Origin of the sequence: Proteus vulgaris (assembly GCF_016647575.1) — a bacterium.
Classification (GTDB): Bacteria; Pseudomonadota; Gammaproteobacteria; order Enterobacterales; family Enterobacteriaceae; genus Proteus; species Proteus mirabilis_B.
The window spans coordinates 2,433,787-2,452,231 of record NZ_CP032663.1 but is presented as its reverse complement, the minus strand read 5'-3'; the positions used below and the strand labels follow the sequence as shown (position 1 = coordinate 2,452,231).

The window sequence follows — 18,445 nt, the reverse complement described above, 5'->3', positions numbered from 1 at the left end:
CAATCGGCGTTACAAATTAGGTGTTATATGTTGATTATTTTGCTGTATTTCCTACTGGAAGGTTTTCTTCTTTAAGGTTTAAGCTAACAACCAGCGAAATTACGAATGCAATCACACCTGGTAATACCCAACCTAAACCATAATCAGAAAGCGGGATATAGCTAAATAATTGTAGCAAATCAGCATTTAACCACTTCAATTGTTTCAATGTATCGAAAAGGCTCATTAAGACGATAATTGCAATTGTGAAGCGATAGGTAAAGCGGGGTGCTTTTAATTTATTACGAATAAATTGCAGTAATACCAAGGTGACTGATGTTGGATAAATCATTAATAACGCAGGAATAGTCACTCGTAATAATGTATCAAGACCAAACGTTGATACGATTGTGGTCATTAAGGTAAATACCACAACCCAAAAACGATAACCTAAGCGATGATGGAATGTCGCAAAGTAGTCTGCAGCGGCACTTGTTACACCCACAAGTGTTGTCATACTGGCTAATAAAACAATACCACCCATCAGCCAAGTACCCACAGAGCCAAATAACGCATCAACATAACGTGAGAAAATTTGACCACCGTTAGTGGCATTAAGAGCAGGATCAGCAAAGACAGAAACAGAGTGGCTTGTCGCACCTAAGTAGAAAAGGCACAGATAAAGCGCGGCTAACAGTAAAACTGAAATCATGCCGGCTTTTACGGTAATAAAACCGATCTGGCGCGGTTCAGTAATGCCTTTGGTATATAAAGCACGAGCCACGATACCACCAAACGCCATAGCAGAAAGGACATCCATGGTTTGGTAGCCATCAATAAAGCCAGAGAAGAAACCATTAACAGCATAAAGACCTGTTGGCTCACCAATTGGGGAAATCGGTTTAGCCACAACAGCAATACCTACAACCACCAGCAGGACTAACAGTGCTGGAGTCATAAACTTACCAATGGCGCTGATCATGGTGCCTTGTTTTAGCATGAAGAACATACTAGTGATATTGAAAATAAGCGCAAAAATAAGGTGTGTTACCGTATTTTTCTCAATAAGCCCTAGGGGTAAGAAACCCATTTCATAAGCAGTATTGGTGACACGAGGCATTGCAAAAGTAGAGCCTACGATAAGATACAGTGCTACCCAGAAAATAACGGCAACCCATGAAGGCAAATCAACAGAAAGACGCTCACCACGCCCGCGAATTGCAACAATAACTAAGGTTAGGAAAGGGAGTAAGACACCAGTAACAAGGAAACCTAAAGATGTACTAAACCAGAGGTTTCCCGATTGAAAACCCGCCATAGGGGGGAAAATAATATTGCCAGCGCCAAGGAATAGTGCAAAAACCATCATTCCAAGAACGAGCATATCTTTTGTAGAAAGCATAACTTAAACTACCTGTCTGTGAAGAAAATATATAAATGATTTATATTTGTTATTCTACATCTAGCCTAATTAACAGCTTAATATGTTGTGAAAATGCAGTTTGAATAACGAAAAGTGAATTGATAGTAACAAATTCTGAAGGATATGTAAGAAGAAAGGCAGATTTAACGCTCATTTAACAGCAATTATAGAATAATAAAAGGCTATGTTTTTGGTCGAAAAGCAGTGTGATCCTCTGCTAAGGATCACAATTGCTATATAATTTTGTAGACATTCACGATAAAACACAAAAAAGATCGTGTTTAAATAAATTTATTGATAGCGGCTGCAACACCGTGCTCTTCATTAGAAAGTGTGACGAATTTGGCGACTTTCTTCACTTCTTCAGGGGCATTTCCCATCGCAACACCTAAACCAGCATATTTTAGCATTGCTAAATCATTACCTTGATCACCAATACACATGATTTTTTCTGGTGTAATTTTTAAATGTTCAGCCACTTTTTGAACCGCACTCCCTTTATTAACATTGGTGTTCAACACTTCAATAAAATAAGGAGCACTACGTAATATGCTATATTGCTCATAAATATTAGTAGGAAGATATTGAATGGCATTATCTAAAACAGCAGGTGCATCAACAATCATAAACTTACTAAAATACATATCCGTTTGCATTTCATTCAGTGGACGATAATAAAGCGGTGTCCAAGATAAAAAGGCTTCTTGGCAGGTGAAATGGCTAATATGACTATTGGTGGTATAAATCTTATTGTCACTAATAACGTGAAAATGGACGCCTATTTCACGAGCAAGGTTTTCAAAATAGAGGTAATCCTCGAAATTGAGCAGATCTTGAATAATAACCTCACCGTTATCTGCTTGATGGATTTGGCTACCATTATTGCTGATACAGTAACAATCAGAGGTATCAAGACCGAGTGTTTTTAAATAAGGAGAGATGCCATTAAAGGAGCGTCCTGAAGCTAATACAATCTTAACTCCCGCCTCTTTTGCTCGCTGAACTGCTTGTTTTACTTCAGGCGTAATTTCGTGTTGTTTGTTGAGCAAGGTTCCATCTAAATCAATAGCGATAAGCTTAATACTCATTAGCATCCCCATATTAAATAAAAGCAATCATGATAAAGGAAGGGCGAAGCGGTCTATCATCACATAGCTTGAGTATTATTTATGTGACATTAAAGGCTATCTGCATAATGCCACATAAATGGAAGGGTTAATCACAACAAGGTGATTGTAAATGTAAAGGCTGTTTGGTTTCTAAAACGATCTCTTGATTTTGCCGAAAATCGAAAGGCGTGATGCCATACTCTTTACGGAACATATAAGTAAAGTGAGATTGTGAACCAAAGCCGAAATCAAGGGCGATATCGAAGATAGAGCGCTCACTGGTACGTAATAAATGGATAGCGCCAGCTAATCTACGCTGACGGATATACTTTCCTAAAGAGGTGCCTGTGACTTCTTTAAAGATTTTCTGCATGTGCCAAAGAGAATATCCAGAATAAGCCGCCAACTCTTCAAGATGGATAACACGGCCTAAATGCTCCTCAATCCATTTACTTAGCGCGCAAACCAATGCGAGATGATTATCTTGTGGCATTACAGTTCCATTCTATCAATGAAGTTAAGGTAAAAATCAAAATTAACTCCCTAATCTTATACAAAAAATGGCAGACAGAGAAATCCATATTAATGGATAGCTATCTCTAATCGTTGGCAAAATGTGTAATTAAATAATATAAGGTCATTTTACATACAGTTTAGAGCGAAATAATGCAAATTATCTGAAGTCTGTCGAGGAAGCGTTTACCTTTCATAATGAAAGTTATGCTAAATTTACTCATAGAGATAATTGATTGCGGATTTTATAACAACAACTCCCTGTCTTGTTATCGTATTTAAGCGAATGCTTATAATGTGATAAGTCATACTAACAAAATGTATTTAAAGGATTTTAAATTGAACGCAAAGAAAATAATTATTAGCTTAATTATTGCATTAGCCATTACCTTTGGCCTCTATCTTGTGGCTTTAGATAATTTTTGCGATCGTGGAGAGGATTTCCAACAAGGTCTTTGTCGCTTTACCACATTATTCCCCTCTAAACATCACTAAAAGATAGCTTTTCTTATTATTTTTCGCCTAGCATAAAATGTATTTGTTATTCAAGTCAGAATAGTGTTTTAATGGTGGCTTGAAATAAACAAAATCGTAAACATTAGTTTACACGTTAAGTTGATAAAATAATAAAGAGAAGAGGATGTATGGCGAGAGAGTCGCAACAGACAGAACTTAAGCGCGGTCTGAAAAATCGACATATCCAGCTAATTGCGCTGGGTGGTGCTGTCGGCGCTGGTCTGTTTCTTGGTATAGCGCAAACAATTAATATGACAGGTCCATCAGTTATCTTAGGATATGCTATTGGTGGTTTTATTGCGTTTATGATCATGCGCCAATTAGGCGAAATGGTTGCCGAAGAGCCAGTTGCGGGTTCGTTTAGTCACTTTGCTAATAAATATTGGAGCCCATTTGCAGGCTTCTTATCTGGCTGGAACTACTGGGTGATGTTTATTCTTGTCGGCATGGCAGAATTAACCGCAGCAGGTAAATATATTAACTATTGGCTACCTGATATTCCTGTTTGGGTTTCTGTTGCTATCTTCTTTGTGGCAATCAACTTAATTAATCTGATTAACGTGAAAATGTATGGTGAAACAGAGTTCTGGTTTGCCATTATTAAAGTATTGGCGATTGTCGGGATGATTTTGTTTGGAAGCTACTTACTGGCGAGTGGGAATGGTGGCCCTCAAGCTTCTGTCAGTAATTTATGGGAGTTAGGCTTTTTCCCTCATGGTTTTACGGGCTTTATGTCTGCATTAGCCATTGTAATGTTCTCTTTTGGTGGACTTGAGCTGGTGGGGATCACCGCTGCTGAAGCTGAAAATCCAAAAGTCAGTATCCCGAAGGCGACTAACCAAGTTGTTTATCGCATTTTAATTTTCTATATCGGTTCGCTATTAGTGTTACTTTCACTTTATCCTTGGACTCAAGTTGTTAAAGGTGAAAGTCCATTCGTTCTGATTTTCCATAACTTGGATAATTTCCTAATCGCGAATATTTTAAATGCGGTGGTATTAACAGCGGCACTGTCTGTTTATAACAGTGGTGTTTATTCTAATAGTCGCATGCTTTATGGTTTGGCAAAACAGGGTAATGCACCACATGCACTTTCTCGTATTAATAAACGTGGTGTGCCAGTCGTGTCGTTACTGTTATCTGCAATTGCGACTTCATTGGGTATTTTAGTTAACTACTTATTACCTGATCAGGCATTAGAGTTATTAATGGCATTGGTTGTAACCACGTTAGTGCTTAACTGGATTATGATCTGTTTGGCGAATTTAAAATTCAGAGCCGCAAAAAACAAAGAGGGTGTAGAGCCTTTCTTTAAAGCACTTTGGTATCCATATGGTAACTATATCTGCCTTGCTTTCTTATGCATGATTTTAGTGATTATCTTATTTATGCCACAAGTGAATATTTCGGTGATTTTAATGCCATTCTGGATTGCATTCTTATGGGTTGGATTTAAGATTTCCCGTATGAAGAAAACACCTAATAGTACTCAAGCAAGCCAAGATATTTAAGTTATTACAGATTGATTGAGTCATTTTGTTGAATAAGAAAAACGCATCTAAATGATGCGTTTTTTTATGTTCTATTTTTATTGCTCACACTTATTCTGATAGACAAAAATAAGGAAACTACTGCCAACGTAACCAAGCAAATAATACGTTACCGTTGTTATAAGTGCCTGGTACATAGGTTGCTTGTAGTGAAAGATGCCCATAGCCGACAGAAACTAACGGTAAAGGAAGTGGCATAGGAATATAGTTGTATTCATGGCGCGCTGTAATACTCAGCGTAAATCCTGCCCCCATACGGAACCCGTCTTTATCTCCTGGATACCACATTTTCTCAAAACCATAGCCCATAATAGGCTGTACACGGTTATTTGAGTCCATAAATGCCATCGCATAAAGAGAGTGCCAATCACCGTCATTGTCATAACGATATTTCCCCATACCAAAGCCCCAAGGTGTTTCGTTATAGCGATCAGTTTTTTCTTTATCGTAAGTAAAACGGTTATGCCAAGTCCATACTGGTAAATAGTAATTATATTGGTCGTTATCCCAAGTTTGATTGACATTACGCTTAAATTTTCCCCAGTAGCTCTCTTCATTATTAGGTTGAGGCGCATTACTAGTGGTTTGCTGGTTTTCTGTCGTAATAATCTGATGGGTATTTGTGTTATTTTCAGAAGCGAAAGCAGACGTTGTTAATGCAAGAGATAACAACGTTGTGGCTAATACGCTAGGGTGAAAATAGGATGATGACATAATATAACTCCGAGTACGGCATAAACAGTGATTCTGGTGATGACAAATAAACATTACTAATAGTGTTATTTAATCGACAAGTATTTAAGATAAGAGGTATCTGAAACTTTACTTCTTAAATAAAATCTTAAGGGATTAGAATCGGTTAAGAAGAAAATAAATAGATTTATTGTACTTATAAACGTAATTTTGTCTGATATAAAATGCTGTTATTTTTTTATGATAATGTATTGTTTTTAATAAAAAATTAAGTTTTTATTAGATTTTAAATAAATAACTGATAAGTAAGGCCTGTAAGATATAATTTAGGCTTAGCCATTTTCAATAGAAAAAATCTATAAAATATCTATTTTTATGACTTAATTGAAATATTGATATCAATTTGAGATAAATTTAATATCAATAACATCAGCTTATCAAAAGAGGTTAATTTCCAGCAGGATAATAGAGTAACGAATAAAAAGAGTTAAATAAAAAAAAGAAAAATTCTGTGTTGGTTTATAAATCGTTTAAGTGGTGTAAGTTTTGTTTAGCGAAATGTCGGTTTTTTGTGCAGATTATCCTAAAGCAAAAACGTGCGAATAATGTTTATTCACACATTTTCAGGAAATATATTGTTTATTATTGAGATAATTTTTCTTGGCTAATGATAAGTAGCCGATGGGTATCGTGATCTTTACTCCAGTAATAATTTTCCCATTTTTCATAAAGTTCATCTAAACAGTTTAACGTAGTTAGTGAATGAATACCTTTTGTTCTATTTGAAAGAGATATAAAATATTTTTTGCTAAAAGCCCATGAAATCATTATGTCCCAAAATCGTTTATTTATCCCTAGTTGGTCTTCTAAAGTGATCATAATGTGATAATCATTTAGGATGTGATGGACTATAGGTCGTGGAAAATCATTATTTGCATCACGATGTTTAGAAAGACGGGAACGCCAAACTTTTATTTGAGTACACGTTGTTTTTCCATAAACAATATCTTGCCGAAGTCTAAGTTCAACAAGTTAGGCTGTTTCACTTTCTTTATCTGCGGTGATAAGTCTGTATTGATCTTTACGTAATGATTTAACTAAACGGTATCCGATTGGAATTTCAAAATAATTTATTGAAATATCGTTAACTCCTTCATTTAAAAAGTGAATTGTATTTTCAACATTGGCGCTATTTATTCTTAATAATTTATCAAGATTTATATTATAGTCTTTATAACTCATTGATTTTATTCTGTTATTTAATTTAATGTTCTATCATATTCACTTCTTCTGACAATTAATATATCGATTATCGTTAAAACGGATAAAAATATACAAAGCGATCCTCGCTGGTTACTAGCATCTTTATCTTGAGCGTGCGATACTCCTTATCGCCTGAATTTACAGGCTTTGGCTCGGGGCGCCTTATGGCTGAGATGAACCCGTATAACCTGATCTGGATAATGCCAGCGTAGGGAAGTCAAGGTAACTCTGCTGATTAACAGAGCCCGACTTTTCTGTAACTGGTGAAAGGAGGAGTTAATCAGTGAGATTCAATGCATTGTCTATCGCAGGCACCGATCCTAGTGGTGGTGCAGGTATTCAGGCTGATCTGAAAACATTTTCCGCACTGGGTGTTTATGGCACGACAGTAATGACAGCACTTGTTGCTCAAAATACCTGTGGTGTCCGTCGTGTCTATGATTTATCCCCCGATTTTGTTGCTGCTCAATTAGATGCTGTTTTATCTGATGTTCGCATTGATAGTGCCAAAATTGGTATGCTCTCTAATGCCGCGATTATTGATGTGGTTTGTAATAAACTTCAGCAATATGCGATTCCTTTTGTTGTACTTGATACTGTGATGATTGCAAAAAGTGGTGATCCGCTATTGCAGCCTGATGCAGTTAATAAAATGGTTAATCAGCTTTTGCCTTTGGTTGATTTGATCACGCCTAATTTACCTGAAGCAGCAGCACTGCTAGGTTGTGAAGTCGCTAAAGATGAAATAACGATGAAACAACAAGGTTATGCATTACTAAAACAAGGATGCAAAGCGGTGTTGATGAAAGGGGGACATTTAACTGAAAATGAAAGCCCTGATTGGTTATTTACTCAAGATGGCGAGTGGCGATTTACTTCAAAACGCGTTAATACAAAAAATACCCACGGTACAGGATGTACTCTTTCAGCCGCTTTAGCGGCTATTCGTCCTCAAGTTTCTGATTGGCAAACTTGTGTTGAACAAGCAAAAGCCTATTTACAGCAAGCATTAGAACATGCCGATAGTTTAGAAGTTGGACAAGGCTTCGGCCCTGTACATCATTTTCATCGCTGGTGGTAATGTGGCTTACAACAACACTTATCTTAAATAGAGTCTTTATGGCTCTATTTTCATTTTTATGATCAAACTCTCTAGATAATTAACACTGTCCTCAATATAAACAGCCTGTATATTGAGGAACTAAGGTAAGATATAATTTATTTTCATTAAGGGATGATATGAATACTGCTTTTCAAAAACCACGCTGGTTACGTGATTTACTTCGCTTTATTCCATTGAAAAGCCAGTTTGTGTTATTTGGTAATGTACGCGACTTACAAGCCAGTGAAATTGCGCCCAATATAATAACACCACTGCCTTTTAACCAGACACTTTATAACAGTTTGTATGAAGTGGGTTACGTTCATATCATCACTTACACGCCGTTAACGGGTTTTCAATGGGTAGCTAATCCTACGCAATCTTTACAAGATGGCGCAATGTTAATGCAACAATTAGGATTAACTGTCACGGGCGATCGCGCATCAGGTAATATCGACAGCTTAAATAGCGTATTAGAAAAATGGCAAACAATAACGGGTCAGCCGATTGCGTTATGTATCGATTTCGCCTCTTGCTTGCTTTCTCATCGTGATAATCTTACGCCTGCCGAACATAGCTTATTTACACGAGCATTAGTGACTTCTCATCAAGCTAAAGCAAGACCCGCCGGCGAACATAATCAACCTTTCTTTAATAGCGTTTTTTGGGTAGTGGAAAAAGAGACTGATTTACCGGATTGGTTTACCGTTAATAATCCTCGAATTCGCGCCATTCCTGTTGCAAAACCCGATAGCCAGATCCGCAGAGCGCTAGCACCTAATTTATTGGTGTCATTGGCAGGATTTTCATCGCTTATTGAGAGTGAAAAAGAGTCACTTCTTAATGATTTTATTGATGAAACAGAGGGGCTATTACTGCTGGATTTAGTCGCGATAGTGCAATTAGCGCGTATCGAAGAAGTGGAAATAACGCGAATTAGTGATGCGGTAAGACGTTACAAAGTCGGTATTACGGAAGATCCTTGGCAAAAAATCGATAAACAAAAAATTCGTAACGCACCACAAGTAATACAACGTCGTGTTAAAGGGCAACAACATGCGGTCACGCATTTGTTAGATATTATTAAGCGTGCAATGACGGGTGTCGGTAGCAATAAAGGCGGAAGACCTCGGGGCGTGCTATTTTTAGCCGGACCAACGGGGGTGGGTAAAACGGAGTTAGCGAAAACGGTGACACAATTGCTGTTTGGTGATGAAAGTGCTTATATTCGTTTTGATATGTCTGAATTTAGTGCCGAACATGCAGATCAACGTTTAATTGGTGCGCCTCCAGGTTATGTCGGTTATGACTCTGGTGGTGAATTAACCAATGCTATTCGTGAAAAACCTTTTAGTGTTGTGTTATTTGATGAAATAGAAAAAGCACATCCTCATTTAATGGATAAATTCCTACAAATTATTGATGATGGGGTATTAACTTCTGGGCGTGGTGATCGCGTCTATTTTTCTGAAGCTTTAATTATATTCACCTCAAACCTTGGAATTTATCGCGTTGATAATAATGGTGAAAGAGTGGCGAATGTCCTGCCTCATGAACCGTTTGAAAATGTCAGCCGTAAAGTAAAAAGTGAAATAGAGCGTCATTTTAAATTAGTTTTAAATCGACCTGAATTATTAAACCGTATTGGTGAAAATATTATTGTTTTTGATTTTATTCGAGAAGATGTTGCAGAGCAGATATTTGAACAAATGGTCGCAAATATCTTATCTAGCCTTGATAAACAATCACTCACATTGTCGATATCAGAGGCGGCTAAATCAACGTTAAAATCCTACTGTTTATCTGATTTATCAAATGGTGGTCGTGGTATTCGTAACCAATTAGAGGTTTATTTAATTAACCCGCTATCAAGAGCTATTTTTGACAGTGATTTAGCAGTCGGAAAAGCCTATCAAATTGCGGATATTCAAATAGGTGAAATGACCAATATTATTTTGGTGCCACAGGCAAATTAATGCAGATCAGTTTATCTCGAATTCACTTTCCAGTGACAACATTAGGGCCAGGAAAACGAATTGGTATCTGGTTTCAAGGATGCTCTTTACGCTGTAAAGGCTGTTTATCACCAGATACATGGGAAAGCAAAGCCGAAAGCTCCTCAGTTGATGCACTTATTCAACAAATTCAACCTTGGTTTGCATTTGCTGATGGTATTACGATTTCGGGTGGTGAACCTTTTGAACAGCCAGAGGCGCTTTATGCGTTATTAATCGCGCTACGTCAGCAATTCACAGGGGATATTTTTATTTACAGTGGTTATCACTGGGATGAGATAGAACCTCAAGTCACTAAAATGTCAGGCTTAATTGATGCGTTGATGAGTGGTCGATATCAAGTGGAAACTACGCAAAGTTTGATGTTACGAGGCAGTGATAATCAGCAACTTCATTGCTTAACGGCGATGGGGAGTGCGCGTTTTAGTGCTTTTGATAGAAGCGTAACCGAAGAAGATAAAGTGCTTGATCTCTCAATGGATAGCCAAGGACTTATTTACCTTACAGGTATTCCTCAAAAGGGTGATATGGCTCGTTTGCGTGAAGTATTAGCACAACAAGATATTCAATTAAAACAGATAAAAAGATAAGAGAGATAGAATAAAGGATGACCATGATACGTTTTTGTCCTCACTGCCAAACTGAGCGTCAGTTAACCGAAATTTTCTGTGCAGGACAAGTGAATGATAAGCTTTGTGGATGGGATCTAACGATTGAACCTATTCATGAGTCAGGGTGGCGTCCATCTCCTCCAATATCTTCTTCCATTGATACACCTGCGATAATTCCCGATCTTAATCACGATCAGCCTAGAAAGTGTATTAACGGACACTTGATGGGAGAAGATGATTTTATCTGTTTTGAATGTGGTGCTGATCCGGCTGATGAGATTGAAAATAACGACGTTAGCGATAATGAAACGTTTAGATTGATTGGTGATTGGCGTCTTGAACAACGTATCAATTCTATTAATAGTGAAAGAGAACGCTATAACGTAAGCAATATCAAAACAGATCAAGAAGGTGTGTTAACACTCTATCTTAAAGGTGAAGAGCCTGATCCTGCTATTTATCAAGTCTTAAATCTAATCTCTACTGACCATATTCCTGTATTTTACGAAACGGGGCGATGGGAGAATCGCGCTTGGCACGTTACTGAGCGATTAAACGGTGGTTCACTAAGCCAATTTATTGAACGCGGTGACTTTTGGCAACCAGATGAAATTAATGTATTAGTCTCCGAATTAGGTACGGCGATTGCGGCATTAACTGAACATGGTGTGCGTCATCGTGCTTTAAAGCCCTCAAACTTGATGATCCGCGCTCGTGATCCCCTTGATATTGTGGTGATCGAATATGGTTCGGCATGTTTATCTGAGTTCGATCTCGATATTGTCTCTCCGCTTGAAATTTCACGTTATAGTGCGCCAGAAATATTAGCGGGGGGTGTTTCGGCGGCATCAGACTGGTGGAGTTTGGGGATCATTTTACTTGAGCAATTAACGCAAGGAGCCTGTTTTAAACATATCCATGATAATGCGTTTTTAATTCAAGTCATGACTAATGGTGTTGAATTACCGGATGATTTAGAACCCAATATTCAATTACTTTTACGCGGTTTGCTTTGCCGTGATCGTTTTCAACGCTGGCAATGGAACGAGGTTAATGCGTGGTTACAAGGCTTAGCGGTACAAGCGCCCGATATTAATTACAACAATGGAAGCCAGCAATATTATCAATTTCAATTTGCAGATCATCAATTCAATCAACCTGATGCGTTTGCGATGGTGGCTGCACAAGCACAATATTGGGATCAAGCAACGCAATTACTTCTTCATGGTGAAATCACAACTTGGTTAAGCCAATTTGATAATAGCGGAAAGCAAGTCGCCCAATTGCAGTCATTAGTTGAAAAACAAGAGATTGAACCAAGTTTACGTTTTACTCTCGCGTTACGAATTTTAAATCCGAATATGCCATTGATTTACCGTGGCGAGATCATTACACCTTCATGGCTTTTAGAGCATCCTTCATTAGGTTATCAATTAATTTGTCAGCCTCTTGCCACGGAATTGCAATCTATTGATGAAACACATTGGCTTGTTCAGCTTTATTATCGTCAATGCACTGTTCGAGAAAGAGCACAACAACAACGTATTCCATTAAATGAAGAAAGCTTACAGCTTTATTTGTTAATCACCTCTTTAAGCCAATTAGTGGCTCGTTGGGAGATTATTCGTGCAGAATTTCCTGATGCTTATAATGAAAATCTACGAGCATTAATTGATCGTAAAAACATGCATGAAAATGACTATATTTTGTTATTAAGTGCAGAGATTGGGCAATATATCACATTAGATTTGCTGGTGAATAATGCAGCTAAATTAGCCAGTAATCTTGCTATTAATACGTTTGATAAACAACAAGCCAAAACATTATTAGCCACACCTCGATATCAACTTATTGAACAACTGAGTGAAAGAATAGGGGATTTTAAGCGTGTTAATATCGATATTATTGATAGATGGGCTGATGATTTCCTTTTAACTCGTAGATTGCCTCTTGAGCATATTATTGTGATGCTCTGTATTCCCATTGAACAATGGCAAATACCTGAATCACAAAAATATATTTTAGAAGTATTGCATTTTTTTGCTAAGAAACTAGTTTCTACAAGTCAACGCGGTAATTTAGTCAGAATGCGTTTAACACCAAATGCGGGGCGTGTTGATTTAATTGAATGCTGTTCTGATAATGAAAAAGCGACAAACTTACTTGAGCATTTAATTAACCGCAAGAAAAGGCTGTTTTCATTAGAGGGTGAAGTATTACGTCAGCGTGAAAAATTAAATAATCGCTTGTGGCTCTTACAACAGAATACTCAGTCTTACCAACGAGATACGGGTATCAACGGCATGTATTTAGGCTTTCCTTTTTTAGTACTAAATACGCAACCTAATAAAATAAAACCGCGCATTGCACCGCTTTTCTTGTGGCCTGTTTCAATGAATATTTTGGGTGGCACTCTAGGTGCTGTGCAAATTGGGTTTGATACAGAGCGTGCCTCAGTGCGTTTAAATCCTGCTCTGGCGAATTTTGTCGGTATTCCTGCGGTTAATGAATGGCAAAAGGTGCTCGATAGCTTAATGTCACAAACAGGCTTGAGTGTTAGTGAAATGATGAGCACACTTTCGTCGTTATTAACCACAACTGAACATTCACTAAGCTCGTTGCCTTCATTAACTAAAGAAATACCAGAAAACAGTGCTTATATTCATTGTTCAGCAGTGTTATTTCATACCTCTTTTATTGGGCAGATGATAAGTGCTGATTTACAACAAATTGCCAATTTACCTATCAACGGCACGGCTCTTGCCACTATGTTGCAAGTCAATACACAGGCAAAAACGTTAGAAACACAAGATCCATTGGCTGATAACTATTTGCTGTCGCTGGCAGATCCTTCTCAAAATACCATTATTCAAGCGGCAAGAAAGAAAACGGGGTTATTAATAGAAGGGCCTCCGGGAACAGGTAAAAGCCAAACTATTGTTAACTTAATTGCTGATGCAATAGGACGGCAAAAAACAGCACTGGTGCTTTGCCAAAAGCCTGCTGCGCTGGATGTAGTGTATAAACGATTAGTTGCAAATGGATTGCAAGATAGGGTGCTGATTATTCATCAAAACCCTAAAGGGCGAGAGATTATTTCAGCAATTAGAGAACAACTACAATTAGAGCGTAAACGGCAGTTGATTGCAGATGTTAAGCAAGATACCCCTTTTAATCGTGATAGAACGCTTAACTTAATTCAATTTTATGAAACAACATTAGATGCCTACTATAAAGCGTTATATCTAACGGATAAACAATATGATTATTCATATCGAGAAGTGTTATCTGGATTACTCGAATTAGAGTCACAACAAAAGCTAACAATAAGTTCGGATAAATTAACCTCACTGCTTTCTCAATATAATAAAACAACTTTTGTTCAGCTTATCGATAACTTAACGTTATATGGTTTAGATTGGTATGCGATTAATTATGAAAACACACCATTAAATGGTGTTGTATTGTTCTCACCTGAAAGTACGCTATATCGCCAATTTAATGAAAATATCACGCTATTTATCGAAGCAGAAAAACAACGTGATGCAGTATACAACTTGCCTTATCAACAAATTACAATCGATAAATTAACGACTCACGAAACAACACTAGAGCAGTGTAAACAGCAGTTAAAAAATCGTAATACTCAACAATGGGAAAATTTATCTCATTGGTTAACTCTGTTTTTAAATGAACAAGGTAAGCAAGGTAAAGGTGAGCAGTTAATTGCTCAATTGGCGCAATTAGAGACACGTTTACAGCAAATTGATAGTGAAGGTTGCGATCCTTTAATTTTCCGCTTACTCGCTTCGTTAGATAATGCCATGTTAGCAACGTTATCAAGAGCAGCTACTGACAAGATCAAACCTTCATTCTTACGCTTCTTAAATCCTTATTATTATAGTCGAAACAGCAAGTTAAAAGACTTTATGGCGCAAAGTGGTATAGAAGATAAAGCCGAACACTATATTACGCTACATAAAACCATCACCACAGAACAACAATGGCGTTTGTTGCACCAAGAGTTGCAACCTATTTATCAACAATTAGGGCTAGAACAGCACCTCAATCAACAAAATACGCAGTGGCAGAACACAATAAATAATGTTCTCATTGAGCTTAAAGCCTGTTGCGATGATATTGCGATATTAGCGTTATATCCTCAACCTGAACATTTTGTTGAGTCCATTCAATCAGCGAAAAAACAGGGCTTTGAACAGCAATGTTTAGAAATTGAGAACGCCATTGTTCGCGCTAAAGCACAGCAAACTAGCCTCGCTAAATTAGCTGGCTTACAAGCAACTCTCACCGAACTCTGTTATCAGCAATTTTATGATGCAATTAATCAAGGCGAGTTGCTGACAACCAGATTACAGCAACTAGCTCAAAGCTTACCTTTTTTAAGTCAATTTCAGCTATTTCGAGAAAGAACAACGCATTTTACGCACAATGATTGGCAAGTTTTAGCATTATCACGCCAATTGCTTGATGAAAATGAAAGTTCATTTTCTAATCCTGTCGAGCTTTTAAAAGCAACATTGAGTGATTTATTTTATGTTGCTGTTAAAACTGAAATTGAAATAAAAAACGCAGTATTAAAGACGCATACTGCTCAACAATTGCAGGAATATATCGAGCAATTGACAGAAAAATATCAGCGGTTACAACAAGTTAATCGTGAGCTATTAACTGAAAATATCGAATTATCAAAAATTGAAAATGCGCGTCATTGGGAGAGAATAACACGCTTAACTGGGCCTAGAGCATTACGGTTACGTGAGTTTATTGATGAAGCGACTCAAATGGGATTGTTAAGATTACGCCCTATTTGGTTGATGACGCCAGATGTGGCAAGCCAAATATTGCCTTTAAAAGCAGGACTTTTTGATAGCGTTATTTATGATGAAGCCTCGCAAATGCCTATTGAATTTGCATTACCGACGTTATATCGCGGCAAACAAGCCATTGTGAGTGGTGATGAGAAACAGATGCCGCCTTCATCTTTCTTCAGCGGTAAATTTAACGAAAATGAAGACGACGAAGATAACGATAACGAGGAAGATGAACAACAAGAGAAAAGCAGTGAGCAATGGGACTCAAGCCAAATTTGCCATTGCCCTGACTTGCTTCATTTGGCACGAACCGTATTGCCTATTCATACCTTAGATATTCACTATCGCTCGGTATTTAGAGAATTAATTAATTTCTCAAATTATGCCTTTTACGAAAATCGGCTGAATATTCCGGCTCAACACTCAGCGAAAACCATTAGTACGGTAAAACCACTGCATTTTATGGCGATTAATGGCACTTATATTAATCAAACCAATGAGAAAGAGGCATTGGCAATCGTTGAGCATTTAGCAGCATTATGGCAGGCGCCTTTTGATAAACGTCCTTCTGTAGGTGTGGTGACATTTAATCAGAAACAAGCTCAATTAATTAACCAACATATTCGTGATCGCAATGACTATGACGTGGATTTTTTAAAGGCTTATACCGAAGAATGCGCGCGCTTAGATAACGATGAAGATATGTCGTTTTTTGTGAAAAACGTTGAAAATGTGCAGGGTGACGAGCGAGATGTTATTTTGTTTTCGACGACATTTGGTCGTAATGCCCAAGGCACTTTTAGACGTAATTTTGGTGTATTAGGGCAAACTGGAGGAGAGCGTCGTTTAAATGTCGCGATCACCAGAGCGAAAAAGCAAGTGGTGATCATGTCATCAATGCCGATTGATGAAATCTCTGACTTATTAAGTACTAATAAACACCCTGAGATCCCACGTGATTACTTACAAGGCTATTTAACTTACGCAAGCCATTGCCATCAGATTAATAAACAAGAGGAAAATAAACGTTTATTAGCCCGTTTATGCCGAACTCAAGCCAGTGTAGCAACACAAGATCAGGTAAACGATCAGTTTGTTATTGATGTGAAACGCTTTATTGAGTCTCAGGGATATCATATTGCACCATCACAACAAGTTGGTATTTTCTCTTTTGACTGTTTAATCGAAGATGAGCAGCAAGGCAAATTACTGATGGGAATTGAGTGCGATATGCCACAACATGAGTGGTTATCTCAGGCTTGTGCTCGTGAGTTATGGAGAAAAGATATTTTGCGTAAAGTGGTGCCTTATCATTATCGCGTTTCGTTGACACAATGGTTTTATCATCGCCAAGAAGCACAACAACAACTTCTTGAAGCCTTACAATATGCCTCTTTACTGAATGAAAAAGTGAGTGAATGATGAGTTCATCAGTACATTATGTCTCTGTAAAAGAAACCAATGTTATCCGTTATCATCGACAATTAGCGAATAGCAAAAAACAATTTAAGCAATGGAAGGCATTAGTTGAACAACTCACCTATCAAGATGAACGTGTGAGCCAAATTGAATTTGCTTTTAATGCATTGATTAAAGATAACTCGCAATTGGATGCATTAGATGCCTATTCAGTGAGTCGATTAACAGAAAAATTAAGCCAGTTTATTGCACCGTTACGACAGGATATGAAAAATCTACGCGAACAAGTGATTGAAGAAAAAGCGCTTGCACGTCATATCCAACAGGGCAAACAAAAATCATCGGTACTGTTAAAACAATTAAAATCACAATTAGCTTCTGATAGTGTTTTGAAGGCTGAAATTGAACTCAGCGAAAACATGAGTGCGGAAGAAATTAGCTTATTGCTATTTCGTGTAACGGGTGAAATTGAGGCGCAAAAAGCACAACTTAGCCCCGCTCAAACTGAATTATTGACGCAATTAAAAGCACAATCCACATACACCCAACAGTTATGGCAAAGTGGTGAGCCTCAAAGCCCATTTGCACAGCAATGCCACCAAATTGAATTGATGATTGAAAAGTTACGGCTAGTGGGGAATGAAGTAGAAACTAATCATCATGCAAATCAGCTTATTGAAATGCAAAAGCTTTCTGATAGCAAGAAACAGCGTTTACTGGCAGATTCACTGATAATGAATATGGCTGAAAGCTTGCGTAATAGCATAAGACGCATTGAGTTAATGGAAGAATTAGCACGTCTATGTGCAGAGCTTGAAAGCTTTGATGATAAAGAGATGCTGACACTGAGTCGTGATACAGAAGCAGTTGCCTCATTAGCAACAGCCGAACAACTTGATGTGATGATCGCCAAGCTAAAACAGGCGATTGAAACTCACGAGCAACAATTTTCGATGAGGCAGCAATGCGCAGCCGTATTAGCTGGCTTAAGTGAGTTAGGCTATGTGGTGCATAAAAATGCAGTAAATTCGTGGCTTGATAATGGGCAAGTTGTTGTGCCTCATGCCACTATTCCTGATTATGGCTTAGAACTAGGCGGAAAACAGGCGCGTTTTCAAGCAAGAACAGTGGCGTTAACACATCAACGTGATACGACACGTGATAAAGATGTTGATGCCATTTGGTGTAGTCAACATCAGCAATTACAAGCGATTTTAGCGAAGTCTCACGCGGAGTTATTAGTTGAGCGAGCATTGCCCGCTGGGCAAAATGCAATGAAAGTGATCGAGCGTGAAGATACTGCCCATCAACATGCAGTAACACAAGTGCACAAACCAAAAACGTTTAACCGCTAAGCAATAAACAATAAAAGCCACTCAGTTCAAGTTGAGTGGCTTTCACGTTTAAATCGACCAGTTAA

At 37.8% G+C, this 18,445-nt stretch carries 12 protein-coding genes and 1 riboswitch; of the genes, 7 read left to right on the top strand and 5 right to left on the bottom strand.

Going from position 1 to position 18,445, the window contains the following annotated elements; genetic code table 11:
* Positions 1-34: 34 nt before the first annotated feature.
* From brnQ to D7029_RS11410, 3 genes are all read right to left on the bottom strand, one after another.
* Positions 35-1,381, bottom strand: coding sequence for a branched-chain amino acid transport system II carrier protein (gene brnQ, locus D7029_RS11420; protein ID WP_194950746.1), 1,347 nt, complete (start codon positions 1,379-1,381; stop codon positions 35-37).
* A 302-nt stretch (positions 1,382-1,683) separates the two neighbouring features.
* On the bottom strand, positions 1,684-2,490 hold the full coding sequence (gene yidA / locus D7029_RS11415) for a sugar-phosphatase (RefSeq protein WP_194950745.1): 807 nt from the start codon (positions 2,488-2,490) through the stop codon (positions 1,684-1,686).
* Between the two features lie 127 nt (positions 2,491-2,617).
* Positions 2,618-3,004 carry a helix-turn-helix domain-containing protein gene (locus D7029_RS11410; RefSeq protein WP_006533085.1) on the bottom strand — a complete coding sequence of 129 codons (387 nt, stop codon included), beginning with the start codon at positions 3,002-3,004 and terminating at the stop codon, positions 2,618-2,620.
* 359 nt (positions 3,005-3,363) lie between these two features.
* Here D7029_RS11410 and mgrB point away from each other — a divergent pair, with 359 nt between their 5' ends.
* Complete coding sequence (gene mgrB, locus D7029_RS18925; protein ID WP_226892284.1) at positions 3,364-3,519, top strand: PhoP/PhoQ regulator MgrB; 156 nt, start codon at positions 3,364-3,366, stop codon at positions 3,517-3,519.
* A 149-nt stretch (positions 3,520-3,668) separates the two neighbouring features.
* The gene (locus D7029_RS11400) at positions 3,669-5,051 is read left to right on the top strand and encodes an amino acid permease (RefSeq protein WP_088495270.1); all 1,383 of its coding nucleotides are present in this window, start codon (positions 3,669-3,671) and stop codon (positions 5,049-5,051) included.
* 117 nt (positions 5,052-5,168) lie between these two features.
* On the opposite strand, the gene pagP is transcribed toward D7029_RS11400, so the two are convergent.
* Positions 5,169-5,804, bottom strand: a complete 636-nt coding sequence (gene pagP / locus D7029_RS11395) for a lipid IV(A) palmitoyltransferase PagP (RefSeq protein WP_194950744.1) — start codon at positions 5,802-5,804, stop codon at positions 5,169-5,171.
* 1,011 nt (positions 5,805-6,815) lie between these two features.
* Positions 6,816-7,025, bottom strand: a complete 210-nt coding sequence (locus tag D7029_RS11390; protein ID WP_194950743.1) for a hypothetical protein — start codon at positions 7,023-7,025, stop codon at positions 6,816-6,818.
* Between the two features lie 164 nt (positions 7,026-7,189).
* Positions 7,190-7,278, top strand: a riboswitch (TPP riboswitch).
* Between the two features lie 51 nt (positions 7,279-7,329).
* Here D7029_RS11390 and thiD point away from each other — a divergent pair.
* The 5 genes from thiD to D7029_RS11365 all read left to right on the top strand — a co-directional run bounded on the left by thiD (position 7,330) and on the right by D7029_RS11365 (position 18,380).
* On the top strand, positions 7,330-8,127 hold the full coding sequence (gene thiD / locus D7029_RS11385; protein WP_194950742.1) for a bifunctional hydroxymethylpyrimidine kinase/phosphomethylpyrimidine kinase: 798 nt from the start codon (positions 7,330-7,332) through the stop codon (positions 8,125-8,127).
* Positions 8,128-8,285: 158 nt separating this feature from the next.
* Positions 8,286-10,124 carry an AAA family ATPase gene (locus D7029_RS11380; RefSeq protein ID WP_194950741.1) on the top strand — a complete coding sequence of 613 codons (1,839 nt, stop codon included), beginning with the start codon at positions 8,286-8,288 and terminating at the stop codon, positions 10,122-10,124.
* The gene (locus D7029_RS11375; RefSeq protein WP_194950740.1) at positions 10,124-10,753 is read left to right on the top strand and encodes a 4Fe-4S single cluster domain-containing protein; all 630 of its coding nucleotides are present in this window, start codon (positions 10,124-10,126) and stop codon (positions 10,751-10,753) included. Before D7029_RS11380 ends, D7029_RS11375 begins: the two co-directional genes overlap by 1 nt.
* A 23-nt stretch (positions 10,754-10,776) precedes the next feature.
* A complete protein-coding gene (locus D7029_RS11370) occupies positions 10,777-17,028 on the top strand; it encodes a protein kinase domain-containing protein (protein WP_228766673.1) in 6,252 nt (2,083 codons plus the stop codon).
* Positions 17,025-18,380, top strand: a complete 1,356-nt coding sequence (locus D7029_RS11365) for a hypothetical protein (RefSeq protein ID WP_194950738.1) — start codon at positions 17,025-17,027, stop codon at positions 18,378-18,380. Before D7029_RS11370 ends, D7029_RS11365 begins: the two co-directional genes overlap by 4 nt.
* Positions 18,381-18,445 lie beyond the last annotated feature (65 nt).